The organism is Virgibacillus dakarensis (genome assembly GCF_900155625.1).
In the GTDB taxonomy this organism is placed as follows: domain Bacteria; phylum Bacillota; class Bacilli; order Bacillales; family Amphibacillaceae; genus Lentibacillus_C; species Lentibacillus_C populi.
Window position 1 is genome coordinate 2,197,479 of the sequence record NZ_LT732554.1, and the last position, 24,607, is coordinate 2,222,085.

20 protein-coding genes are annotated in these 24,607 nt (G+C 39.5%); 14 read left to right on the forward strand and 6 right to left on the reverse strand.

Features of this window, described 5'->3' with window-relative positions; genetic code table 11:
• Positions 1-186 precede the first annotated feature (186 nt).
• The 5 genes from CZ382_RS20005 (at position 187) to xsc (ending at position 6,566) form a co-directional block, all read left to right on the forward strand.
• A complete protein-coding gene (locus CZ382_RS20005) occupies positions 187-909 on the forward strand; it encodes a GntR family transcriptional regulator (RefSeq protein ID WP_088052901.1) in 723 nt (240 codons plus the stop codon).
• 198 nt (positions 910-1,107) lie between these two features.
• Entirely contained in the window at positions 1,108-2,244 is a 1,137-nt protein-coding gene (gene ald / locus CZ382_RS20010; RefSeq protein ID WP_088053562.1) for an alanine dehydrogenase, read from the forward strand.
• 153 nt (positions 2,245-2,397) lie between these two features.
• Complete coding sequence (locus CZ382_RS20015; protein WP_200809568.1) at positions 2,398-3,753, forward strand: aminotransferase; 1,356 nt, start codon at positions 2,398-2,400, stop codon at positions 3,751-3,753.
• A 65-nt stretch (positions 3,754-3,818) separates the two neighbouring features.
• Entirely contained in the window at positions 3,819-4,757 is a 939-nt protein-coding gene (locus tag CZ382_RS20020; RefSeq protein WP_088053563.1) for a selenium metabolism-associated LysR family transcriptional regulator, read from the forward strand.
• 33 nt (positions 4,758-4,790) lie between these two features.
• Positions 4,791-6,566: a sulfoacetaldehyde acetyltransferase gene (gene xsc / locus CZ382_RS20025; RefSeq protein WP_088052903.1), complete on the forward strand. Its 1,776-nt coding sequence runs from the start codon at positions 4,791-4,793 to the stop codon at positions 6,564-6,566.
• Between the two features lie 250 nt (positions 6,567-6,816).
• Here the strand turns inward: xsc and CZ382_RS20030 are convergent, their stop codons facing one another.
• Positions 6,817-8,313: an APC family permease gene (locus tag CZ382_RS20030; RefSeq protein ID WP_088052904.1), complete on the reverse strand. Its 1,497-nt coding sequence runs from the start codon at positions 8,311-8,313 to the stop codon at positions 6,817-6,819.
• A gap of 528 nt (positions 8,314-8,841) precedes the next feature.
• Between CZ382_RS20030 and CZ382_RS20035 the strand changes: the two genes are divergently transcribed.
• The 5 genes from CZ382_RS20035 (at position 8,842) to csaB (ending at position 14,687) form a co-directional block, all read left to right on the forward strand.
• On the forward strand, positions 8,842-8,937 hold the full coding sequence (locus CZ382_RS20035) for a putative holin-like toxin (RefSeq protein ID WP_200809552.1): 96 nt from the start codon (positions 8,842-8,844) through the stop codon (positions 8,935-8,937).
• Positions 8,938-9,422: 485 nt separating this feature from the next.
• Complete coding sequence (locus CZ382_RS20040) at positions 9,423-10,157, forward strand: WecB/TagA/CpsF family glycosyltransferase (RefSeq protein ID WP_088052906.1); 735 nt, start codon at positions 9,423-9,425, stop codon at positions 10,155-10,157.
• The gene (locus CZ382_RS20045; protein ID WP_088052907.1) at positions 10,154-11,722 is read left to right on the forward strand and encodes a putative polysaccharide biosynthesis protein; all 1,569 of its coding nucleotides are present in this window, start codon (positions 10,154-10,156) and stop codon (positions 11,720-11,722) included. Before CZ382_RS20040 ends, CZ382_RS20045 begins: the two co-directional genes overlap by 4 nt.
• Positions 11,719-13,581 carry a DUF5693 family protein gene (locus tag CZ382_RS20050; RefSeq protein ID WP_088052908.1) on the forward strand — a complete coding sequence of 621 codons (1,863 nt, stop codon included), beginning with the start codon at positions 11,719-11,721 and terminating at the stop codon, positions 13,579-13,581. The genes CZ382_RS20045 and CZ382_RS20050 overlap by 4 nt, the downstream gene beginning before the upstream one ends.
• Positions 13,581-14,687 (forward strand): polysaccharide pyruvyl transferase CsaB, encoded by a 1,107-nt coding sequence (gene csaB, locus CZ382_RS20055; RefSeq protein ID WP_088052909.1) that lies wholly within the window; start codon positions 13,581-13,583, stop codon positions 14,685-14,687. The genes CZ382_RS20050 and csaB overlap by 1 nt, the downstream gene beginning before the upstream one ends.
• 120 nt (positions 14,688-14,807) lie before the next feature.
• Here csaB and CZ382_RS20060 read toward each other — a convergent pair whose 3' ends face one another.
• The 4 genes from CZ382_RS20060 to CZ382_RS20075 all read right to left on the reverse strand — a co-directional run bounded on the left by CZ382_RS20060 (position 14,808) and on the right by CZ382_RS20075 (position 18,270).
• Entirely contained in the window at positions 14,808-15,149 is a 342-nt protein-coding gene (locus CZ382_RS20060) for a hypothetical protein (protein WP_159457846.1), read from the reverse strand.
• Entirely contained in the window at positions 15,127-16,329 is a 1,203-nt protein-coding gene (locus tag CZ382_RS20065; RefSeq protein WP_159457847.1) for an acyltransferase, read from the reverse strand. The genes CZ382_RS20060 and CZ382_RS20065 overlap by 23 nt, the downstream gene beginning before the upstream one ends.
• 56 nt (positions 16,330-16,385) lie before the next feature.
• Complete coding sequence (locus CZ382_RS20070; protein WP_088052912.1) at positions 16,386-17,438, reverse strand: glycosyltransferase family 4 protein; 1,053 nt, start codon at positions 17,436-17,438, stop codon at positions 16,386-16,388.
• 100 nt (positions 17,439-17,538) lie between these two features.
• Positions 17,539-18,270 (reverse strand): glycerophosphodiester phosphodiesterase, encoded by a 732-nt coding sequence (locus CZ382_RS20075; RefSeq protein WP_088052913.1) that lies wholly within the window; start codon positions 18,268-18,270, stop codon positions 17,539-17,541.
• 180 nt (positions 18,271-18,450) lie between these two features.
• On the opposite strand from CZ382_RS20075, the gene CZ382_RS24930 reads away from it, so the two are divergent.
• The 4 genes from CZ382_RS24930 to CZ382_RS20095 all read left to right on the forward strand — a co-directional run bounded on the left by CZ382_RS24930 (position 18,451) and on the right by CZ382_RS20095 (position 22,647).
• Positions 18,451-18,615 carry an adenylyltransferase/cytidyltransferase family protein gene (locus CZ382_RS24930; RefSeq protein WP_200809553.1) on the forward strand — a complete coding sequence of 55 codons (165 nt, stop codon included), beginning with the start codon at positions 18,451-18,453 and terminating at the stop codon, positions 18,613-18,615.
• Between the two features lie 64 nt (positions 18,616-18,679).
• The gene (locus CZ382_RS20085; RefSeq protein WP_159457848.1) at positions 18,680-19,546 is read left to right on the forward strand and encodes a ribonuclease YeeF family protein; all 867 of its coding nucleotides are present in this window, start codon (positions 18,680-18,682) and stop codon (positions 19,544-19,546) included.
• 651 nt (positions 19,547-20,197) lie between these two features.
• On the forward strand, positions 20,198-21,412 hold the full coding sequence (locus CZ382_RS20090) for a CynX/NimT family MFS transporter (protein ID WP_308778223.1): 1,215 nt from the start codon (positions 20,198-20,200) through the stop codon (positions 21,410-21,412).
• Between the two features lie 35 nt (positions 21,413-21,447).
• Entirely contained in the window at positions 21,448-22,647 is a 1,200-nt protein-coding gene (locus tag CZ382_RS20095) for an MFS transporter (RefSeq protein ID WP_088052915.1), read from the forward strand.
• Positions 22,648-22,783: 136 nt separating this feature from the next.
• On the opposite strand, the gene CZ382_RS20100 is transcribed toward CZ382_RS20095, so the two are convergent.
• Positions 22,784-24,427 (reverse strand): SLC13 family permease, encoded by a 1,644-nt coding sequence (locus tag CZ382_RS20100; protein WP_088052916.1) that lies wholly within the window; start codon positions 24,425-24,427, stop codon positions 22,784-22,786.
• Positions 24,428-24,607: the final 180 nt, after the last annotated feature.

The window sequence follows — 24,607 nt, forward strand, 5'->3', positions numbered from 1 at the left end:
CCGTAGATGTGAAAATGATTATGAAAAATATAATAGCAAAGGATTCATTAAATTGGAATATATTTTTAGTGTATGCTTGTCAGTGGGGAGAAAGAAATAGTATATTAAAACAAAACTGTTCCCCTTTACTTTCCCGTCGTCTTTGCTATCCTGTAATAAAAACCTTAAGAAAAGAGGAAGTCTAACGTGCAACTTGACCACACAAATTCGATACCACTACATATCCAGCTAAAAGAAATCATTGAAAACCAAGTAGCTGAAGGAATCCTTTCTGACCAGATTCCAAGTGAGCGCCAATTTATGGAGGAATATAGCATTAGCCGCAGTACCGTCCGTGAAGCTATCAACCTTTTAGTCCGGGAGGGGATATTGGAAAAGCGACACGGGAAGGGGACGTTTGTCTCATTGAAGCCAATTCATGATTGGCTGGGAAATTTAAGCAGTACAACCGAAACGATTCGCTATATGGGAATGAAACCCGGGGCAAGGCTTATTACGCATTATCTTACAACACCATCGGCGTATATTCAGCAGCAGACTGGTTTTAAGGAGGCTTATTTCATCAAACGAATCCGATATGCCGATGATATTGCAATCGGAGTGGAAAGGCACTATTATCCGATTGCAATTGGGAAAAAATTAACTCAGTATGACCTTGATAACGCAACACTTTATGATTTGGTTGAAAATGAACTAGGGATTCAGTTTGCTGAGGCAGACCAGACGATTACGAGCGGACAACTATTACCGGAGGATCAAGATTACTTGGACGTTCCCGCAAATAAAAATGTACTGATCGCCGAGCGGATTATAAAAGATCAGGGAGGCAATGTGATTGAGATGGAAGAAGCATATTATCGGAGTGATATGTACAGATTTAAAATTAATTTATCACGCAAATTCGGCTAGATCAATAGTGGAACCCCATTTATAAGTTATTCCAATAAGACTCATTTAATTTCTGAATATCAGAATTAAATAAAAACGTTGAAATTTATTTACGTTCTGGAATATACTTAATATAAACCTGCTACAACTGGTACGGACGTCGCGATCTGTATGTAGCTTGTTGTAGTGGTTATTTTTGGGGAGAATGGAGTGATGATTATGATAATTGGGGTTCCTCGTGAAGTTAAAAACAATGAAAATCGAGTTGCGCTAACCCCATCAGGCGTGACAGCGTTTGTTGACGCGGGACATCGTGTATTAGTGGAGACCCTGGCAGGTAATGAAAGCGGTTTCGTTGATGAAGAATACAAGGCGGTGGGTGCAGAAATTGTTGCAAAAGCACGTGATGCTTGGGCTGCAGAGATGGTAATGAAGGTGAAGGAGCCACAGCCGGAAGAATATGCATATTTACGAGAAGGGTTGATTTTATTCACATATCTGCATTTGGCAGCTGAACCGGAATTAACCCGTCGGCTTGTCGAGAAGAAAGTGACGGCGATTGCCTATGAAACAATCCAGAATAAAGATGGTTCCCTGCCGCTTTTAGCACCGATGAGTGAGGTTGCCGGACGGATGGCCGTACAAATTGGTGCACAATTTTTAGAAAAAAATCAAGGTGGAAAAGGCATTTTGCTTAGTGGGGTTCCAGGTGTTAAGCCGGCTCATGTAGTGATTGTCGGTGGTGGTATGGTAGGGACAAATGCTGCAAAAATGGCGATCGGACTGCGGGCTAATGTGACGATCATTGATATTAATGCAAAACGGCTAAGAGAACTTGATGACTTATTTGGCGGAGCTGTCGCAACCGTTATGTCCAATCCATTGAATATAAGAGAAGCAGTCAGACAGGCGGATTTATTAGTTGGTGCAGTATTGATACCGGGGGCTAAAGCACCACAACTCGTCTCAGAAGATATGGTGAAAGAAATGTCCAATGGATCGGTCATTATTGATGTTGCGGTAGACCAGGGCGGATCGATTGAGACAGTTGATCGCATTACCACACATGATGAACCAGTCTATTTGAAACATGGTGTACTGCATTACGCTGTAGCGAATATGCCTGGCGCTGTGTCACGGACATCGACCTTATCCCTGACAAATAATACAAGTCAGTACGGTGTTTTTCTAGCTAATCATGGGTTACAGAAGGCGGCTGAAACGAATGAAGCTTTTGCCAAAGGTGTGAACACGTATGACGGTTATGTAACGCATGAAAAAGTTAGTGATACACACAAATTACCATATCGGTCATTGACTTCTGTTTTAACGGAAAAGCCGGTTTCTACTTATTAGATTCAGTAGATTGCAACCTGTCCATGGAAGGGTTGCATCAAATGAGGATAACATCGTCCAATGGTAGACAGCAATCCAATTCTGGGAGACGCTTCACAAGGATTACCAGCTTCAAAGGGGTTTTTTTAATAAATGAAATGGGGGCAGATAATGATGAAGGCAGAAGTTGAAATGAGTCATGTTGCGGAGAAAACAACATCCCATTTATGGAATGCTATGCATCGTTATAATCCGGATGCACAGGACATGATGGCAGTATCTGGTGAAGGATCATGGTTTGTTGATGCGGATGGCAAAAAATATCTTGATGGTGTATCCGGGCTATGGTGTTTGAATCTAGGTTACGGGCGGAAGGAAATTGCGGATGCGGCGGCCGAGCAAATGAGGAAGCTAACCTATTTTCCGTTGACGATGAACCATCCGCCCGCAGTTGAGCTAGCAGGAAAGATTAGTCAGTTATTAGGGGGCGATTATCAAACGTTTTTCTCCAATAGTGGGTCGGAGGCAAATGAAACAGCGTTTAAAATTGTCCGGCAATATCATAATCAAACCGGAAATCAGGGTAAATACAAATTCATCTCGCGTTATCGGGCTTACCATGGATCAACGCTTGGTGCTTTAAGTGCAACAGCACAGGCGAATCGTCGCGTCAAATATGATCCAGGTGCACCAGGGTTTTTACACGTTTACCCGCCGTACAGCTATCGCTCTATTTTTGGCGGGGATCCGGAAGAGTCAGATTTAAAAGCTGCGCAAATGCTGGAGGAAATGATTAATTGGGAAGGGGAAGAAACTGTAGCTGCATTTATTATGGAACCATTCATCTCCGGCGGCGGTGTTATTATCCCATCCCCAAAGTATATCCAGCGTGTAGCGGAGATTTGTAAAAAACACAATGTCCTGTTGATTATGGATGAAGTTGTTTCCGGGTACGGCAGAACAGGGAAAATGTTCGGATTCATGCATGCTGAAGGGGTTCAGCCTGATATTGTGACGATGGCCAAAGGGTTAACGAGTGGTTACCTGCCGTTAGGCGCAACAGCAGTTAAATCGGAAATCTATGATGTGTTCAAACAAACTGGAAAAGATAATCATTTCCGCCACGTTTCAACATATGGTGGACACCCAGCTGCATGTGCCGTTGCACTAAAAAATATCGAGATTATCGAAAAGGAAAATATAGTCGAGCGGGTTCATGAATTAGGGAAAGCAAAACTCGGAAAACTTCATGCATTAATGGATCATGAAAATGTTGGGGAAGTTAGGCAGGTCGGTTTTTTACTAGGTTTGGAAATGGTAACGGATAAGCAATCGAAAGTACCACTTGACGAGGCGAAAATGGGGGAAATCGTCGGCAAGTGTAAAGAAAAAGGCTTAATCATCGGTAAAAATGGCGATACGGTGCCAGGGCAAAATAATGTTCTCATTATCGCGCCACCGCTGACAAGTACGGAAGCGGATTTGAATTTTGTTGTGGAAACAGTTGAGTCGGTGATTCGCAGTATCTAGATTAAAACCTGATTCACATGCTGCCAAGCTGGAGTAAACAGGAGTTGGATGGGAAGGTAATAGATATGAATTACGAACGGTTAAAGACATTTATTGCCGTAGCCGAAAAGAAGAGCTTTTCTGAAGCAGCAAAGATATTGTATGTTACACAACCAACGATTACCTCACAAGTAAAGGCACTGGAGGAAGAACTAAACACGAAATTATTTGAACGCACGACAAAGAAGGTAGCAATGACACAGTCGGCACACGTTTTATTAAAATACGCCAAAGAGATCATTCTTCTAAGTGATTCAGCACAGAAGGAAATTTTACAGATGGAGAAAACGGTTAGCGGTGATTTACGAATGGGGTGCAGTTTAACAGTTGGGGAGTATATACTTCCGGAGTTTTTAAAACGATTTAAAGAGACGCACCCATTGATTCAAATGAGTGTAGAGATCACCAATTCTCATAACATTGTTACCAACATTAAGGATCAACGAATCGATGTAGGTCTAATCGAAACGCCAATTGAGGATCCACATATTAATATGGAACCTATTTTAGAGGATGAACTCGTTTTGATAGCGGCACCAGATTACTTTCCCAATCATGAACTGAAAATTTCACTCGATAAATTAAAGGGAATACCGCTTATTGTTCGAGAAAAAGGATCCGGGACGCGTGAAGTTGTACAGCATTATTTGCAAAAAGCGGGGCTTAAGCTTGATGAATTAACGATTGTCATGGAGTTAGGCAGTACCGAAGCGATAAAGGCGGCGGTAGAATCTGGGCTTGGTGTCTCCTTTATTTCCAAAAATGCGATTAAGAAAGAGGAAAAGTTAAAACTGCTGAAGGCTCATCATGTCAAAAGCATAAATTTCTACCGTTATTTTTATATCGCATTTCGTAAGGGACATGTTTTAAAGTCAACTACTGAGCTTTTTATAGAAGAAATGCGGATGATTATTCAGGAAAAGGAGGTTGGCACGTTAATCCATCTGCCAACAAGTAATTGGTGATAGATTCATAAATTTTGAGGGAGGAATGTTATCATGGTAAAACAACAAGTAGAAGTAAAAAATGCAACAAGGCAAAAAGTAAAAATGACACCAAGTGAGGCAATCGTCGAAACGCTTGTCGCAGAAAATGTCAAAGAGGTGTATGGAATTGTTGGCTCTGCCTTTATGGATATGTTGGACCTATTCCCAACAGCTGGAATTCGCTTTATCCCTGTTCGTCATGAACAAAGTGCAGGTCATATGGCAGATGCGTATGAACGTGTTTCCGGAACTGCCGGGGTAATTGTTGGCCAAAACGGTCCAGGGATTACCAATATGGTAACGTCGGTAGCTGCGGCAAATCAGGCGCATAGCCCAATGGTAGTTATTTCGCCATCGGCAGGAACCGGATCCATTGGCTTGGACGGTTTCCAAGAGGCTAATCAGGTGTCAATATTTGAAGATATTACAAAGGAGACAGTACGTGTTACACACAAAAACCGTGTAGCGGATTGCCTCAGAACTGCTTTTCGAATTGCATACGCGGAACGTGGTCCGGTTCTATTTGATATCCCTCGTGATTTGTTCTATGGCGAATTGGAGGATTATATTTTGGAGCCAAATCAATACCGTGCGGACAAACGAGGCAGTGGTGATCCGGTATCCATTGAAAGAGCGGCTGCGTTGCTAAAGGATGCTAAAAATCCGGTCATTATTTCCGGTCGTGGCTCAGTTGACGCAGACGGTGTCGATTCGGTAGTGAAAATAGCGGAACATTTGACAGCACCTGCCGCATGCGCCTATATGCACAACGATGCTTTTCCGGCAGATCATCCGCTTGCAGTTGGACCAATCGGCTATATGGGCTCGAAAGCTGCCATGCACTCCTTAAAAAAGGCAGACGTTGTGCTGGCAATTGGCACACGATTATCCCAATTTGGAACGCTGCCTTGCTATGATATCGATTACTTCCCGAAAACAGCCAAAATCATTCAAATCGATATTAACCCGCGTCAGATTGGCCGTACACACCCTGTTGAAGTTGGGATTATCGGAGATGCCAAAGCAGCAAGTGACGAAATTTACCGTCGGCTGCAAGCGGATCTACCATCCCCGGTGAAAGACTCGGAACGTTTGACTGAAGTCAGTAACGTAAAGGAAGAATGGGAACAAGAATTAGTAGATCTGGCAATGGTCGATGGCAATCCGATTAACCCAAGGCGGGCGCTCTTGGAATTAACCAAGGCACTGCCGGAAAATACCATTATCTCGACTGATATCGGAAATGTATCATCGACGGCCAACGCTTATTTGAAATTTAATCAAACAAGAAGGCATATCGCCGCATTGACATTTGGCAACACTGGTTTTGCCTATCCGGCGGCACTTGGTGCACAGTTGGCTGAACCGGATACACCAGTTGCAGCGATCATTGGTGATGGAGCATGGGGCATGAGTTTACATGAGGTAAGTACAGCTGTTGAACAACATATCCCTGTCATTGCCTGTGTATTTAACAATAAAGCTTGGGCGGCAGAGAAGAAAAACCAAGTCGACTATTATGATGATCGATACGTTGGTTCTAATATTGAGGGTCCAGACTTTGCAGAAGTAGCAAAGTCCATGGGGGCAATTGGATATACGATTGATAAACCAGAAGACATTGGTCCGGCGGTGAAGGAAGTATTGGAACAGCGGAAACCGGCCGTACTAAACATCTATGTGGACGGAACCCAGCTGGCACCACCATTCCGCAAAGATGCTTTGCACATGCCAACCCGCTTGTTAGATAAATACAAGCACTTGGATTATAATGAGTGGAAAAAATAATAGAATGGAACACCCTTCACTGGCTGAGGCTGGTGAAGGGTTTTTTGTGTATGGAATCATTAACCGGACTTCCTGTAAAGAATGGTTGTATAAAACCAGGGAGCGGAAGCATAGCCCGAAAGTGAAATTATCAACCGAAGAGCGGAAACATTATTCAGGGAGCGAGCGCATCAATGGGAGAAAAGCCCCGCCTCCAGCAAAAAACGAGCACCTGCTTATTCTAAAGCAGGCGCTAGTCCTAACCTTTCCCTTAATCCGCTTCTTTCATATCCGCCACAACAGTAAAGGTATTCGGAGTTTTCTTATCTACATAATCACCTAAAATAAAATGATCCATTTCATCTTTTGGAATGGCACGGTAGCTTTTAAAACGGGTGAGGAAGAAGATCGCGCCAATAGCGACCCAGATAAATAAGGCGATCCACGAAGGCTTCCCTAAAAATCCAGGTGACCCTGGCACAACAAGTAAAAGGAAAAATGCCACACTGCTAATTACTCCTAACAGGGAAAGAAATTTTCTCCACGGGGATACGACAGAAAATGAACGATCATTTGCAACCTCCTGATCAGACCATTTAAAGAGCCGGAATGCTACATAACACGCGTAAAAATATGCGATTGTTACGCCTAGTGCTGACATATCAACGACCCAAAGCAATGCCTCACGACCGAAAAATGGTGCAATGCCGGTCAACACCATCGTAAAAAGAATTCCAATATGCGGCGTCTTGTATTTTGGATGTAATTTCCCAAATGCAGCGGGTAATATTTTCGCTCTACCCATAGCAAATAATAACCTGCTGGTCGATAAATAAAAGCCATTTAATCCTGTGAAAACCCCCATCATCAGGGCGAAGGAAAGTAAAATAATTCCTAATCCACCATAGGCGTTCCTAACAATATCCCCAGTACCCCATACACTTCCGGCCTCAACGGCACCCATCCAAGATTGCCCAACTCCTGTGGCGATAATGGATAATGTATAGGCAAAACCTGCACAGAGTAGTGAAATAACGATGATTTTGAACGACTTTTTAGGTGAAAAATTGAATTCTTCTGCTGCCTGCGGGATATTGTCAAAGCCGACATATGCCCACGGAGCGATAGCAACGATTGCAATAATGGAAGAAATGGCACCTATTTCTGGTTTAAATAATGGCTGTAAATTCGAAAATGAACTAGCAGGGTGAATTATCATCGCGATAGTTAGTAAAATCAGGCCACCAAGTAAAGCTAGGCAAAAAACAAATTGGGCAAAGCCTGATAGACTTGCACCGCGAATGTTTAGGATGGCAAAAATAACTAGTGCAAGACAAGCAATAACAACCTCCCCAGCATATACGTGCCATCCGGCAATATCATACATATATCCTTGCTCGATAATAGAGGGCAAAACAAATTTGCCGAGAAGAGCCAAGGCAGAAGCATTTAATGCCACAATGGACATGTAGCCAAGAGTTAAAAACCAACCACAGAAAAATGCATGGTATCTGCCTAATCCGTAATAGGCATATGCAAATTCACCTCCAGATACGGGCAACTTTTCAACAAGGAAACCATAACTTACGCCGATGATGATCATGAGCACTGCTCCAATCAGGAACCCAATAATGACACCTAACGGACCGGCCATTGACATCCAATCAACAGGTAAAACAAAGGCCCCCCACCCAATCGCAGATCCAAAGGCAATGGCCCAGACCCAATGCGGCTTTAACGTTTTTTGTAACTGTTCGCGCTGTGGCATGATTCTATCCTCTCCCTTTTTGTAAGCGTTGTCAATAAAGTGTAAAAATTAATTGCTTTATAGTTAATTTAATCATTTTAGTCTGTTGTAATCAATCATTTCTGCAAATTTAAATTATTGTAAAATATAATAATATTTATGGCAAATTTTTATAAACCACCATAAGTAATGTGTATAGGATAGTTAATGCACACTTCTCCTATTGTTTCAACATATTTCCATACCAACCCCCGCAAATGCAATGCTAGCTTACGTAACTTTCTGCATATTATAAACTATACAAGCATCCTAGCTTGTAGTTGATGGTATAGCGCACTACAAACAAAATGAAAAAAGCATCGTTTTTTCGCGTCATGAGTCTAAATGCATGATTCAAAGGACTTAGCAAAAACATGTACATCGATTGTTTTATACAAACAAATGTTCTATTTTTATGGTTATTTTACCTGAAACTGTGCTATACTATGTATTAGATAACGTTCTTTTAGGGATTGGTCGGCTAGCCCTTTATAAAAGGTGGTGATGCCATTGAGCATTTACGAGGTATTGATGGTCATGCTTACGTTTGGCACATTCCTGATTGCATTGCTTACACTCGTGTTAAGAATGATCAATAAAAAATAGACCTCCCTATTAACCCGCAAAAAAAGTTGTTGGGAGAGGCCTATTCCTGGATAGCCGAACCCCTGGGGGAACCGCTTATCTTGAGACCACAGTTGCAGCTGTGGTCTTTATAAGTATATGCATATTTCTACCTACAGTATACCATATATGAGGGCGATGAAAAGGAAAAAGAACTTTTATTTGTAAAACAAAAAATCGCACTTATATAATCTGAAATTGGCCTTTCAAATTTTAAAACCCTGGTTTTGGGTGCTAATCATACTGTTAAGATTCAGTAAATAATGTAAAATATCTGTAAATAATACTGAAATTACCTCTTAAATGTACTACTATTGATGTGTCCGCGACGAGAAATAAAATTAGTGGCGTTATATAGTTAAAGGGATAACCTTTATAAAAACATGAAAAAAATAAACAATTTTTTCTTCATTCCAATTATTTTATTAACACCCATCTATTAACTTCAAAGGAGCCTGAAATAAACTATGAAACGCATAACAATAATGAATGTTCCTTTCCTAAATACAGATCAACATTCTTTTGTAGCCTTACTAAACAAACGGATTCAGCAAAAAGAGAAGACTTTTGTTGTAACAGCAAATCCCGAAGTTGTCATGAAGGCACATGAAGATTCACACTTCATGCAGCATTTGAGACAAGCTACGTATATCGTCGCTGATGGAATAGGAATTGTAAAGGCTGCTAAAATGTTAAATCAACCATTACCCGAACGAGTTACAGGCTATGATACAATGATCAATTTATTGAAAATCGCAGACAAAAATCAATATCGTATTTTTTTACTTGGTGCTCAAGAAGAAACGTTACAAAAAACCGTTGCCAACATTCAAAATCAGTATCCACATATCAACATTGTCGGGTCTCAAAATGGTTATTTCAACTTGGACTCAAACGATATTACAAATTCAATCGTTCAGTTACAGCCTGATATAACCTTTGTTGCACTTGGATGTCCTAGGCAAGAGAATTGGATAGCTAGCAATCTATCTAGATTCAATCATGGATTATTCATGGGAGTTGGTGGTTCTTTCGACGTTATTGCAGGGACAGTTCAACGAGCACCTGTTATTTTTCAAAAGCTGAATTTGGAATGGTTCTACCGTTTATTGAAACAACCAGCCAGATGGAGAAGAATGCTTGCACTTCCGCAATTTGCTCTCCATATCGTAAAGCAGAAGACAAAGGAGAAAGCTTCATGAGCCGTTCCGCTTTTGTCAAAAGTACGTTACTATTAACGATCGCCACATTAGTATCTAAAATATTGGGAAGCATCTTCCGAATCCCTCTTCAAAATATTGCTGGTGATCATGTCTTAGGAATTTTTAGTCTTGTGTATCCCGTTTATATGGTGGCTCTTACGTTGTCTGTTGCAGGGATCCCTATTGCTATTTCAAAACTAATTGCCGGTGCCCGTGCGAAGGGTGAATTAGCTTACGTAAAAGAAATTTACATAACAGCCAGTATTCTTGCTTTGTTGTTCGGTATCTCCAGTTTTCTACTAATATTTAGCTTTTCTTCTCCTCTAGCATCTGCTTTAGGGGGACAGTCGACAAGACTTGCTTTAATCGTAGTAACAGCCACATTATTGGTTGCACCATACATGGCTGTTTACCGAGGTTACTTTCAGGGTTTTGAAGATATGAAACCAACTGCTATCTCGCAAGTAATTGAACAGTTTATTCGTGTGGGATTAATTTTAGTTATTGCTTATTACTTTGCCCAACAGGACTTTTCTGATGCCACGATAGCCGGCGGAATCATGATTGGTTCGGTTGTAGGGGCATTTGTGTCGTTAATCTATTTAAGAGTGAAATACGTGCGCGCTTCCTTTAAGCAGACATTGGCTAGAAAATATACGTTTAAGCAATTTTCGTCTTGGAGTAAGCGAATATTAAAGCTATCGATACCAATCGCATTTGGAACAATTACCATGGCGCTGATTAATTTTATCGATTCTTTTACCATTCCATATGGTCTACGGAATATCGGCGAATCTGAAACAAGCATTAATTATCTTTATGGTATCTATGGACGCGGCCTTTCGATTGTGCAAATTGCCACCGTGTTCTCTACATCGATTGTTTTACCGCTTATACCATTAATAACAACGAAACTAGCGGAAGGAGATGTAGATCAAGTCCGGTATATTACAAAAAAGACATATCGAATCACCCACTTACTTTCATGGCCTGCAGCAATGGGATTACTAGGGTTAACTTTACCGATCAATTTAGCCTTATTTACCGATTTAGCAGGAAGCTGGGTGCTAGCTATACTTGGATTCAGTTCTGTATTTACTTCATTAACGATTTTAAGTACTGGGATTCTCCAAGGTATGAACTTAGCTAAGCAGGCAGCCATAATTATTGTCTTTGGTATTTTAATGAAGGCTATACTCAATATTTGTTTCATACAATTCTTTGGGCTACGCGGAGCGGCTTTATCCACGTTATTGGTATATATTCTTCTGTTCATTATAAATACCTGGTATATCTTTAAGCATTATCCATTTTCAATCAAGAAAACACGGATAGCTAAAATTATGGCCGCTTCCATATCCATGGGAGCCATTATTGGCATACCAACATTATATGTCTCCATAATAGATTGGGCACGGAGCCAAGCCCTTCTCTATTTAGTTGGAGCTATTGTAATTGGCATTGCAGTTTATGTTTTACAACTATACCTCTTTAATGTGGTGAATAAAACGGACATCTTAAAGAATATTCCTTATTTCTCCCAGAAAGGAAGAGAAGATCAATGAGCAAACAGAAATGGCTTTGGATTACTTTAATCTTCTTACTCGCAAGTACAATACCGGGAATTGTTGAGCGTTGGAATACTGAAACTGAAAATAATACGTACGAGATTGCTGTTCCATATCAAGAAATTGACCAGTTGGCAACAGATCACGAAGATTTAGATACAAAAGCCATTCTCTCTTCTTTAAAAAAGTCTGGTTTAAATACCGTTAGCATCAGCCCTCTATCCTTAAATTGGATGGAGGATCAAGACATGATAACAATTTATAATGAACAAGAATTAAATAATGCGTTACGATTTAGCGATCAAGAGGAAACAATAGACACCGAAGAAAAGGGATACTACATTACCCAACCAAAGGATGCCTATTTTAATAAACTGATTAAAGAAAAGTTACAGCCTTCTTCCATTACAATTAGTGACCAAGCATTTTATTTTATTGAAAAAGAAACGGAGCTCCTATCTCAAAATATTGCTTACAGCGAGGAGACGCTTAAACAAATTAAAGCGCATGGTCTTAACTATATGTTTCGAGTAGAAAATACAAATCAATTCTGGAACCAAAAGAATGTAGATCAACTTATAGAATTAAAAAATACAAATACTACGAATTTATTATTCTACGGTCAGGATGTAATTGGTTATCCGAATATGGAGGCAGTGGAAAAATGGACAAACCAATTAACTAATGAAGGTTATCATTTTTATTCCATCGAATCTAGCCACCAAAAAGGACTGCAAACAGTGGCGCGTAATACAGATTACAATACGATTCGATTGCATAGTATGGACTTAAATAACAAGACGTTATCAGAAAATATTGATCAGGCTGCACGAGCTGTTAAAGAACGTAATATACGGTCTATCTTCTTTCATATTCAAGCCGGAGATCCTGTTGAAAGCGTAGAGAATGCAAATGCGTTTATTGAAGGCGTACATGATAAATTAGCAAGTAACTTCCAGCAGGGAACACCGAAACCATTTTCAGAAATCAACACACCAACATGGATGCTAGCAATTTTGTTCATCACCGGTATTCTGTTTACAGGATTGGCCTCATCTTTAATAAACAACAGAAAATGGATGATTGCTTCTGTGGTGTTTATGACGCTTTTAGTGATAGGCTATTTTCTTACAGGAAGATTATTCCTTATCCAGGGCTTTGCATTAATTATTGCGATTATAGCACCAATTTATGCTGTATTATCTACAATAAATACAGGAGAAAAGCAGCTCGGTCGTATTACTTTGCACTATTTAAAGGCACTAGGAATTGTCTTTATAGGAATAATCATTGTCATCGGCCTATTAAATGGAAATGCTTTTATAACCGGATTTGAAGTGTTTAGAGGGGTGAAATTAGTATACCTTATCCCTATCTTGTTTGTTGGTGTATTTTTATTCTGGAGAGAAATGTTAAAACTATTACAAGTTCCAGTGAAGTATTGGCACCTTGCAGTCATCTTTATCATTGGTGCAATAGGTATCTATTATATTACTAGAACAGGAAATGGTGCTACTGTTAGTGACATTGAGCTGATGATACGAAGCACATTAGAGGAGTGGCTATATGTACGTCCAAGAACAAAAGAGTTTCTCATCGGTTTTCCATTCTATTTATTAGCAATCTATGTGATCGGCAGGAATAGACTACTTGGCAAATTCCTGATTATTCCGGGAAGCATTGGATTTTTGTCAGTAATGAATACTTTTACCCACCTTCATATTCCATTGCACATTTCTTTACTGCGAACAGCTTATAGCATTGTTTTAGGATATATCTTAGGTCTGTTGCTTATCTTGATTTACCGAAAATGTGTACCCTTTATCACAAAACGCATTCGAAGGGAGTGGGTTTAATGCATATTGTAGTTTCCGGTTATTACGGATTTGGTAATGTTGGCGATGAAGCTATTTTATTTTCGATAATTGAACAACTACGAATGGTTGAGCCTACGATTAAAATTACTATTTTATCCAATAACCCTGAAGAAACCAAAAGAACCTATCAAGTGAATGCTGTAAACCGACGAAAGATCACCGAAATAAGTCAAGCATTACGAGAATCGGATGGATTAATAAGTGGTGGAGGTAGTCTTTTGCAGGATAAAACAGGGATGTTAACTATCCCTTATTATACAGGCATCATCAAATTAGCAAAATGGTTGCAGAAACCTGTTTTTATTTATGCACAAGGTATGGGGCCAATTAACGGAATTTTAAGCAAATGGTTAGTCAAATATACGTTAAATAATGTAGAGCAAATCACGGTGCGTGACGAAGCTTCACAACATTTACTCACTAAAATAGGTATCAAGCATGCATCTACTATTGTTCCCGATCCTGTATTAGGTTTAGATTCCAGCTCCTATGACCATCAATGGGAGCCAGCTCATAGATTCACGCAAAAATTCATAACGGTAAGTGTCAGGGATTGGCCAACAAACAAGCCCTTCACGCAAAAAATAGCATCCACCTTAGATCAACTCGTTCAAGATGGGTATGCAGTTGTATTCGTACCTATGCATGGGGAAAAGGATGAACGTAAATCGCAAGAAACAGCTGAATTAATGACGGAGCATAGTTATATTTCACCAGCTAATGCTTCCTTACAAGCAAAAATTGCCCTTATTGGGGAATCCAATCTACTCATTGGCATGCGTCTGCATTCCCTTATATTTTCGGCAATCAATTATACACCATTTGTAGCTATTTCGTATGATCCAAAAATAGACGCTTTTGCGTCGCTTTGTGATCAACCTGTAGTCGGACATGTGGAAGAAGATAACTGGGATAGCCAGCAGTTGTATCATCAAACAAACCACGCTCTCCACAATAAAGAATTTAAAAGGATGGAATTGAGAAAGAAAGTCCGCACGTATCAACGAGAGGCAAGAAATACACCTGAACTCGCATTAGCTGCCTTCTTTGGGCAAAGACAAAAACGTCCTTACAGCAATGTGTGAATTGACCACGATTGCAAGTAGATTGGTAGATAGAGATTCAGATGTAAAGTCACCATCACTAAGCAGCTTGGCTAAATAATAAATACGGGAAGTTGTACAAGAAAAATGCGAACAAAGCTGTTAAGCAGCCTTGTTCGCATTTCTTATTTTTCGATCCACGGAAAGCGTTTTAATTTTCGTAATTATCGTTACGATAGCATATCCATTTAATATACACATGATTGGTATAATAAAAAATCCGTATCGTGGAGTGGTTAAGAATAAATTAGCTAATCCTATATACATGATAAGAATAGAAGCGATTGCGATAGCTTCTTTTTTTCGAGAAATAAACGAAATAATCACGGTAATAAATGCTAGATTTACAATTAGGTTATGAATCATTCTAAGTTGCTGCAGTACTAGTTTCTTATTATAAGCTGGAACAATAATAATCGTTTTAGGAATATTTTTTATATCCATGACCATTACTTTCCCCCTGTCTAGGATTTTTTTCGAATTTTGGCTGATCCATTTTTCCAAAAAGTACCCAATAATAAGGGATAAACCGGTATGAGAAACGTACAGCTAACCAACTGAGTATACCAACCAGAATAAATGTTACCACTTGCCAGCTGTGATAAACGATTGGTGATCCTGGGCTAACAACTTGCCTGAACACCATTAAAAACAAGGGGTGAATTAAATATATTCCAAAGGATGTTGCCCCAATTTCCATAAACACAAATTTGGTTCTTGACTGAAACGTTTGATTTGCTAAGTGAGCTAAATAAAATAGGAAAACCCCTGCAAATAGGGCATGTGTTGCCCAAGTGAATTCACCAATATAACTAGTAACAAAACCAGGTAGATAATTAGCAATGGTTGTGAAAACACCAATTCTTGTTAAATACATATAACCTGTATATAGAAATACTAATACCCCGTAACCTAGGCTCAATGGAATAATGATTCGCTCTCTAAAAAGTGGCTGCTTCCATTTCGCTTTTAAATCGTTATAGTAGATTCCAAGAAATGCCCCCATAAAATAAAAGGATATATAGGATAAGGAAACAGATCCCTTCCAAGGGATATGAAAGTAATTATTATTTAAAACTACCCATGCCCATTGCAACAGCAAGCCAATCCATATGGCATGTTTTCTTAAAAATCCCAATTTCTTAAAAGCTATCAGCAATAAAGGAAATAGCACGTAGAATTGCACACTAATAAAGACGAAGTATAAATGAGTATGTGCTTTTCCTAATGCCAATAAAGTTAAAAATCGGTTTATTGCAAAAGAAATACTCGGATAATCATAATAGACTGCCATTTTTATAACAAAATAGAGTAAAGAAAATATAAAATAGGGAATTAAAATGAACTTTAGCCGCTTGACATAAAATCGCTTTATTAATCCCCAATTTGTTTCTCTAGGATAGTAATTATAAAATAATACAAAACTGCTTAACATGATAAATGTTGGCGTACCTAATTTTCCAGCTATATTCAAGAAATTATAAACTGGAAAAAGGAAAGAGTCTGGTTCAATGTTTGTTACTCCACTCGATGAAGCATGAACGGTCAGTACTGCCAAAATTGCAAAAGCTCTTGCTAGCTGTATTTCCTCCAATGTTCTCTTTCGCAAATGATTCACATTCATCACCATAACCTATATTATATTTCCGAAGTACTTATGTATTTGAGAAAATTACTAAGTTACTTCGTTTTTTCTTTACTGGTTTCAATCCAATTTAATATTGGGCGATACCTTTCACTGACAATACCAGTTACTTCTACAATTAACTCGATTACAATCAAGACAGTAAGTAATGTAATTGTCGTACCCCACATTGCTGAACGGGTTAATATAACGGCCGCTAAACTAAATAATCCACTTAAAGCATAGATCATGATTACCGTCTGACTATGACTGTAGCCCATACGGATAATACAATGATGTAAGTGAAACTTATCAGGGGAAGCTAATGGCTTCTTATGCACAATTCTACGAATAATCGCAAACAATGTATCTAAAATCGGAATAGCCAAAATAATAATCGGAACCATTAGGGAGAACAGCGCAACGTTTTTGAATAAACCCATTACTGCAATTACACTTATCATATAACCAAGAAACAAAGATCCTGTATCTCCCATAAATATCTTTGCAGGATGAAAATTATACACTAAAAACCCAAGTGTACTTCCTAACAGCATAAGAGAAATTAATGCAATTGGATAATTTCCCATAGAAATAGCAAGTACGGAAATCGTTAATAAAGCTATCGAAGACACTCCTGCTGCTAGCCCGTCCAAACCGTCAATTAGGTTAATTGCATTGGTAATTGCAACAATCCAAATAATCGTAAGCGGTATGGCTGCAGCCCCAAACTCGATTCGATCTCCAAACGGCACTGTAATAAATTCGATGGTGTATCCACCAAAAACAGGAACCATAGCTGCTATTAGTTGCCCTCCAAATTTTAACTTGGCAGATAGCTGCATGACATCATCCAAGATCCCGACAAGCATGATAATCGTCGCCCCAATTACAACTGACCAATAGTTAACTGTTTGAGGGAGAAAAAGTAGAAAACCAATTAAAAAGCTAATATAAATAGCAAGACCACCAAGACGTGGCATCATTTTTTGATGTACTTTTCGATGATTTGGTTTGTCAACTGCACCAATTAAAATCGCTAGTTTTTTTACGAATGGTGTTAAAATAATTGCCGCGATAAAACATGTAATAATACCACTATAGTTCACAGGAAGAATCCTCCTACTATTTTTTTAGCATCACAAAAATAAAAATGCTCATAAGAGCATAAATATTTTATCCTTCTTTTGTTCGAGGCATATTAAGAGATTAAACAATTACTTTTTGTGATTTTGCAGAAGAATCTGGATAATGATAGGCTTTATATTTTTCTAATTCATCTGTTGTTACCAAAACTGAGGGATAGTCCTTAAAGCGTTGCATTTGTTCCACGCTATTCACTGTCCATGCAACAACTTGAATTCCTAATCCATCACAATGTTTGACATATTTTTCTTTTAAACCATCATGTTTCACAGCGATATAACTCGCATCTAATTTTTCAATAAGCCGAAAATGGGAGCGTCTAAGTTTATTAACAAGTGGCCCTATTTTAATTTCACTTGAAAGTTCACGCAGTTTAGCAAGCGATTTATGATCAAATGAAATAACATAAACTTGGTCGATCATATCTACTTTTTGAATTACTTCGAAAACCTTATTTTCAACGGAATCATATAATTTGGTATTTTTCATTTCTATCGAAACAATAACTTGATTTTTAGCTAATCGAAGAACTTCTTCTAATGTAGGAATTTTTTCTGTTTCATCTACTGTGAATTGTTGAAGTTCCGAAACAGTATAATCACGAATTTCTCCATTTCCATCTGTCATTCGATCAATTTTATAATCATGCATCACGACTGGAACGCCATCTTTACTAAGATGTACATCCAATTCGATATGGGTAAAACCTAATTCAATAGCAGCTTGAAAAGAAGACATTGTATTTTCTGGATATTTAGCTGGATAACCTCTGTGTCCAATACCTCTAATAGTCATCGACATTCTCCTTTCTAATTTCGAAAATATAAGGTTTATTTTCGATTAATTTCATTATAAATCCCATGTATTAAGCGAATATTAGCTAAGAGTAAATAGTTTGTAAATTTTAAGAATTCATGTTGAATTTTTTAAACGGAAACTTAACGTTCAGGATTTTAACAAGGGAAGCTACATGGTATGAAAAAAGCTATAACATATGGAACATTTGATATTCTTCATACAGGGCATATCAATTTATTAGGACGTGCAAAAAAATACGGAGATTATTTAGCTTTTTCTATTATTTATCCTTATTGCAACCTTTCTCTCAATTTCAGACTTTCTTCCCTTTCGAAATGGTAGTGATTTCCTATATAATACAGATAGAATTAATGAGATTTTCACGAGAATAAAGGACCTAATGGGGGTGTGGTCTATCAAGGTATTAGATGTAAAAGGTTTGCGCGCCGGAATGAGGGCTACCAAAACAGGTCTACATACACTAGAAGAGCAGGTCAAGGATCTTGAGCAGCGAGTGCATGCGGTTATTACACTTGATCAATCCTTTAAAGGGAAAGCTGCCCAGGCGATTCGTTCGTTTTATCAGGAATTACATCTGCCATTCCTGCTATTTCTGGAAGGATTTATTGCGGATTATCAGGAAATTTTGACGGAAATGGAGAATGCCCTGCAGTCGCTGGAGGGTGCGGATAATGGCTATATCCACGAGCAATTTTTGGAGCATGATTTGGTGGATGGGTTAAAAAGAGCTGAGCGGGTAACGACTGCGTTAACGGATGAGGTAAATGCTTCGATCAAGACAGTAAGAGATATTGTCAGCTTGCCAACGCTCGATGATGAGGAATTTCTGTTTAACCTGACACAGGGCCGGACCCAGATATATGACACGCTTGAAAAGCTTCACGATTATGATGCCAGGCAATCCGCCAAACTTGAGGACGTGGAAGTGGATCTACAGGTGATGAAAAACTATCTGGAGCAGATCAGCAGCAAGGTTGCCAGTGGAGAGCTGAGCATAAAGCACTTTTCTGTCAAGCAACTGGAAGGCAATGATGCTTATGACTTGCTGCTGAATAGTGTGCAAAGAAAAGTGAGAGAAAATACGTTTTCATTCGATAATATTTTAAAGTATGGTGCAAAAGAGTTTTTGACCCAGTTCACGAAATTACCAATACCGGGAGCAGCGGTAACCTATGTTCGGAAAAAACCGGAAATACGGACGATGGACTATAGTGTCCGGGCGATGAAGGTGCTGGTGGGATATAAAAAGTGATTTCATTACGGCGGAATAGTTTGCGACCATTTCAGGCGGATATCACAGACATTGAGCAGGAGCGTGGATTTAGTTAATGGTGCTGTCAATCCGGATGAGTCAATACAAAAATATGACATTTGATAAAAATAACCCTACAACTAATTTTGTTGTAGGGTTATTTATGAAATGTGGCTATGATCACAATTTTATCTGAACAGATTTCTAATAGTGAGAAAGGTAAAATCTCAAATGTTTTAATGTATTGTGTAAAGGAGTTTTTAAGTTTACAAAATTGCCAATAACAAGGGCCGCTGTAACCTATGTTCAGAAAAGACTTGAAATGCAGACGGTTGACTATAGTGTCCAGGCGATGAAGGTACGTTAAATGATTTGTATGCGAGGATCCTTTAGACAATAACCTAGCATGTTTTAAATCGCCAAACTAAAAAATTTCTCGATAAAGCGGAGAATTGTCAATTCGTTTTAAATCCTGAATCCATACATTAAGTATAGTGAAAAGAAGAATCCAAGTATTGCCTGAAGGAATGATACTTCTTAAGGAGACAATGTAAATTAAGTATACCTTCTCACAGCCAATAAATAACATGATGTAACATGTTTATGCTATGATATGTAATATGAATTTGGGGAAAGAAAGGAAGAGTCTTTGTGGACGAACAACAAATAAGGACAGGAGATAATCAGAAACGTGCTTACCGAATCCTCTTGATTGCAGGTATTATGCTAGTTGCATTTAATTTGCGACCAGCAATTACTTCGGTAGGACCGGTTATTGGAATTATCCGGGATGAACTTGGTCTTGCAAATTGGAGTGCTGGACTTTTAACAAGCTTGCCACTTATTGCATTTGCGGTGATGTCGCCTGTTGCACCACGGCTGGGGAACAGGTTTTCCAATGAACGGGCGTTGGTATTCGGACTAATTTTACTGGTTTTTGGTATAGCTATTCGAGTCGTTACAAGCGTGACCTTTTTGTATGCCGGAACATTACTTGTTGGTTGTGGAATTGCAATTAGTAACGTTCTATTGCCCGGTGTACTAAAAGAAAAGTTTCCTAATAAAGTTGAATTGATGACTGGTGTCTACTCTACAGTGATGGGAACATTCGCAGCCATGGCATCAGGGATTAGTATCCCTATTGCAAAGGGTCTGGGGTTAGGCTGGCAGGTTGCTTTAATTATTTGGATAATTCCCGCTATTGCTGGTATGGTTCTTTGGCTTTACCTAAGTAAAAACAATCGATCCAATGATCAGGATAAGGTACACCAAGCAAGATCCAGTGCTCATGGTATGTGGCATTCACGTTTAGCCTGGCAGGTCGCTTTGTTTATGGGTTTTCAATCCTTCTTATTTTACGTGACCATCTCCTGGTTGCCGGAGATCCTGCACGATAAAGGGGTTAGTATAGGTGTGGCGGGCTGGATGCTGTCATTTACCCAGATTATTGGCTTGCCGTTTAGTTTTCTAGTACCATTAATAGCAGGGAAATTAAAATCACAATGGGGACTTGTGATCTTTTTGGGATTAAGTTCCTTTAGTGGATATACTGGCTTGCTTATTAGTCATTCGTTCCCTATGATAGTAATTAGCACAACTTTAATCGGAATCGCATTGGGCGGTATTTTTCCATTGGCATTGGCCTTTTTGGGGATGCGGGCACGTAATGCTAAACAGGCTGCAGAACTCTCGGGCATGGCACAATCACTTGGCTATCTTTTAGCTGCAATTGGTCCGATATTTATCGGGTACTTATACGATATAACAAACTCATGGAACGTACCACTACTTACATTGCTTGGTTTAACGTTAATTGTGGTTATATTCGGTTCTTTGGCAGGGCGGGACAAATACGTACTGGATTAGACCGGGAAAAGTTTTTGAATATTGGAAGTGACATCATGCCGCAACGTACCTATACAATAAAGGATTCATATTTTTGGAAAATCACAGTAAGCCTCGCGCTGGCATCTTTTTTTGTTTTTGCCAGCATGTATGCTGTTCAACCGCTTTTGCCTGTTTTTGTTGATGCATTCGGGGTATCCGTTTCGACATCGAGTCTCTCTCTGTCATTGACAATCATTGGGCTTATCGTTGGGCTGATTGTTCTTGGATTTTTATCGGATCGAAGCGGGCGAACGATTTTTATCAAGTTTTCGTTAATCGGATCCGTAATTCCTTTTTTCTTAATTCCGCTAACTCACTCGTTTATCCTTCTGCTTTTCCTGCGTTTGCTGCAAGGCTTTGCACTTGCTGGACTTCCCGCAGCATCATTGGCGTATTTAAATGAAGAAATCGACAAGCGCAGTGTCGGGGTTGCAACAGCCCTTTATATATCCAGTAATGCACTAGGTGGTATGGTGGGCAGGGTTTTGACCGGGTTTATTACGGATCATTATTCCTGGGAAACGGCATTTTACTTTTTGGCAGTGGCAGGTTTGGTCATATTGTTGGCTGTATTTATGTTGCTGCCGAAATCACGATTTTTCGAACCTAGTAATCTGTCATTTTCGCGGGATATTGAAGCATTTTTATTTCATTTGAAAAACCCCTCGCTACTACTTGTATTTGGATTAGGTATCGTTTTGCAATTTTCCTTTACCGGGATTTGGACATATTTGCCGTTTCATTTGCAAGGGGAGCCATTTTCCCTGTCATTGCAGGCAGTGTCCAATATGTTTTTTGCCTATGGTTTAGGAGTAGTCGGGTCACCGTTAGCTGGCTGGCTTGCTGGGAATTTAGGATTGCGGCGGATTCGTATATTCGGGATCCTGACACTTGCCGTTGGACTTTTTCTGACACTCAGTAATTCTGTGGTTGTCATTGTTATTGGTTTATGTGTTGCCTGTCTTGGCTTTTTCACCGCGCATTCTCTCACAGCTGCATCGGTAACAGAACAGGCGACGCATCATAAAGGCAGTGCTTCAAGCCTGTATCTTGTTGCGTATTACATTGGAGTTGCGCTTGGCAGTTCGGCGCTTGGTCCGGTTTGGCTCCATACTGGTTGGAAGGGTCTTGTACTTTTGACAGGAATTCTACCAGTAGTTTACTTGATTTTTGTAATGGTGGTGCAGAGCCGTCCCAGAAAAACCGCTGAATGATCCGGAAGTGGAAGATTGTGCTTATCCCGCCTCAATCGGCAGTAAGCCCCCACCCAAGACTTCAAAAGAAAGAGGCGTTGTTATTAATTGAACAGCGCCTCTTCCGTTTTAATCACCTTAAAGATCCGGAATTTTACTATTTAAACATTTCCGGAACATGTGTCAAGTCAATACCCCAAACTAAAGGCAGCAGGAAGTAGATAGCCAGGGTAACGAAAATAACTCCAAAAATGTTTAAGGCGAAACCTGCCTTTGCCATGTCCGGGATTCGTAAATAACCGGATCCGAACACGACAGCATTTGGTGGTGTTGCAACAGGCAGCATGAAGGCACATGATGCAGCGACTCCAGCTGCAACCATAACGGCATATGGATGTACACCTAATGCCATTGCCAGTGATGCCATAATCGGATACATCATTGAAGCTGTTGCAGTGTTGGATGTTATTTCGGTCAGGAAAATTACAAGTGTTGTTACAACAAGCAATACGATGAAAATATTGACGCCTTCCAGAGCACTTAATTGACCTCCGATCCATTCGGAAAGCCCTGAATCAACAAAGCCGGCCGCAATCGCCAAACCACCGCCAAAGAGTAGTAAAATACCCCATGGTAATTTTACCGCAGTTTCCCAATCTAGCAGGAAATCGCCTTTGTTATTTTTTGCCGGAAAAATGAATAAGACAATCCCCGCAGTCATCGCAATTATAGCGTCATTAATGTTTTCATTAATATATGGTGCCAATACAAATGTCCGGGTGATCCATGCTAATGCTGCCAGAACGAAAACAGTAAAGACGGCTTTTTCCTCAAATGATGCGGCACCAAGCTTCCTTTTTTCCGATTGGATAACTTCTTTTCCACCTGGAAGTGTTTTTAATTTTAGCGGGTAGGCAATTTTCACAAGATAGAACCAGGCAAAGATAATAAATATCCAGGCAACCGGGACACCAAAAAGCATCCAGCTGGCGAAGGAAAGTTCAATGCCATAAGTCTTTTCAATCGCACCAGCCAGTAATGTGTTTGGTGGTGTACCGATTAATGTTGCAATCCCGCCAAGTGAAGCGGAATAGGCGATCCCGAGCATCAATGCCTTGCCAAAGCCAAAATTTTCCTTTGATGTATCAATAGAACCATCATCCTTTAATGCATCAGACACTTGATATATAATGGCAAGTCCGATCGGTACCATCATCATCGCGGTTGCCGAATTGGAAATCCACATCGATAAAAATCCTGTAGCGACCATGAATCCAAGAATAATCCGATCTGTATTTGTACCGATGATGACAATAATGCTAAGGGCAATTCGTTTATGCAAGTTCCACTTCTCCATTGCCAGGGCGATCATAAAACCACCCATAAACAGAAAGATCGTATCATCACCATATGATGAGGTCGTTGTATCAATATCAAGTCCTCCCGATAGAGGAAACAGGACAATTGGCAGTAGTGATGTTGCCGGGATTGGAATTGCTTCTGTCATCCACCAGATCGCAATCCAGATGGTACTGGCTAAAATGGCCTGCCCCGCTGATGATAAGCCTTCCGGTGAAAAGAATAATAGCGTTAAAAAGAATAATACCGGTCCCGCGATAAGTCCGATTAATTGTACTGGCCTGTAATAGCGTTTACTGTTGCCGTTATCATCGCCATTTGAGGAAGACGCTTTTTCACTGTTAGAGCTTGGATTAGTTGAATTTGGTTTGACAAAAAAACGTAATAGCTCCTTTGCCTGGTCATGTTTATCCCATAACCAGCTCCACGTTGTCGAAATCATATTTTTCCCCCTTTACTTTAGTGTATTTAAATCTAGTTTTAGAATTTAAATCTATTATACAAATCTTTTGAACTACCAACAAGAAAAAAATGTTTACGCTTTCATTTTGGTTGATTTATTCCATTTTTTAAGGTTGATATATTTCGGAATACTATATTCGAAATCCTTTTCTTGATTATG

Bases quoted from the DNA above. Each gene is read 5' to 3' on its own strand.
- CZ382_RS20020 (WP_088053563.1), top strand. From the start codon at position 3,819: ATGAATTACGAACGGTTAAAGACATTTATTGCCGTAGCCGAAAAGAAG.
- CZ382_RS20045 (WP_088052907.1), top strand. From the start codon at position 10,154: ATGAGCCGTTCCGCTTTTGTCAAAAGTACGTTACTATTAACGATCGCC.
- ald (WP_088053562.1), top strand. From the start codon at position 1,108: ATGATAATTGGGGTTCCTCGTGAAGTTAAAAACAATGAAAATCGAGTT.
- csaB (WP_088052909.1), top strand. From the start codon at position 13,581: ATGCATATTGTAGTTTCCGGTTATTACGGATTTGGTAATGTTGGCGAT.
- CZ382_RS20065 (WP_159457847.1), bottom strand. From the start codon at position 16,329: ATGAATGTGAATCATTTGCGAAAGAGAACATTGGAGGAAATACAGCTA.
- CZ382_RS20100 (WP_088052916.1), bottom strand. From the start codon at position 24,427: ATGATTTCGACAACGTGGAGCTGGTTATGGGATAAACATGACCAGGCA.
- CZ382_RS20030 (WP_088052904.1), bottom strand. From the start codon at position 8,313: ATGCCACAGCGCGAACAGTTACAAAAAACGTTAAAGCCGCATTGGGTC.
- xsc (WP_088052903.1), top strand. From the start codon at position 4,791: ATGGTAAAACAACAAGTAGAAGTAAAAAATGCAACAAGGCAAAAAGTA.
- CZ382_RS24930 (WP_200809553.1), top strand. From the start codon at position 18,451: ATGAAAAAAGCTATAACATATGGAACATTTGATATTCTTCATACAGGG.
- CZ382_RS20075 (WP_088052913.1), bottom strand. From the start codon at position 18,270: ATGACTATTAGAGGTATTGGACACAGAGGTTATCCAGCTAAATATCCA.
- CZ382_RS20095 (WP_088052915.1), top strand. From the start codon at position 21,448: ATGCCGCAACGTACCTATACAATAAAGGATTCATATTTTTGGAAAATC.
- CZ382_RS20060 (WP_159457846.1), bottom strand. From the start codon at position 15,149: ATGGATATAAAAAATATTCCTAAAACGATTATTATTGTTCCAGCTTAT.
- CZ382_RS20015 (WP_200809568.1), top strand. From the start codon at position 2,398: ATGAAGGCAGAAGTTGAAATGAGTCATGTTGCGGAGAAAACAACATCC.
- CZ382_RS20040 (WP_088052906.1), top strand. From the start codon at position 9,423: ATGAAACGCATAACAATAATGAATGTTCCTTTCCTAAATACAGATCAA.
- CZ382_RS20050 (WP_088052908.1), top strand. From the start codon at position 11,719: ATGAGCAAACAGAAATGGCTTTGGATTACTTTAATCTTCTTACTCGCA.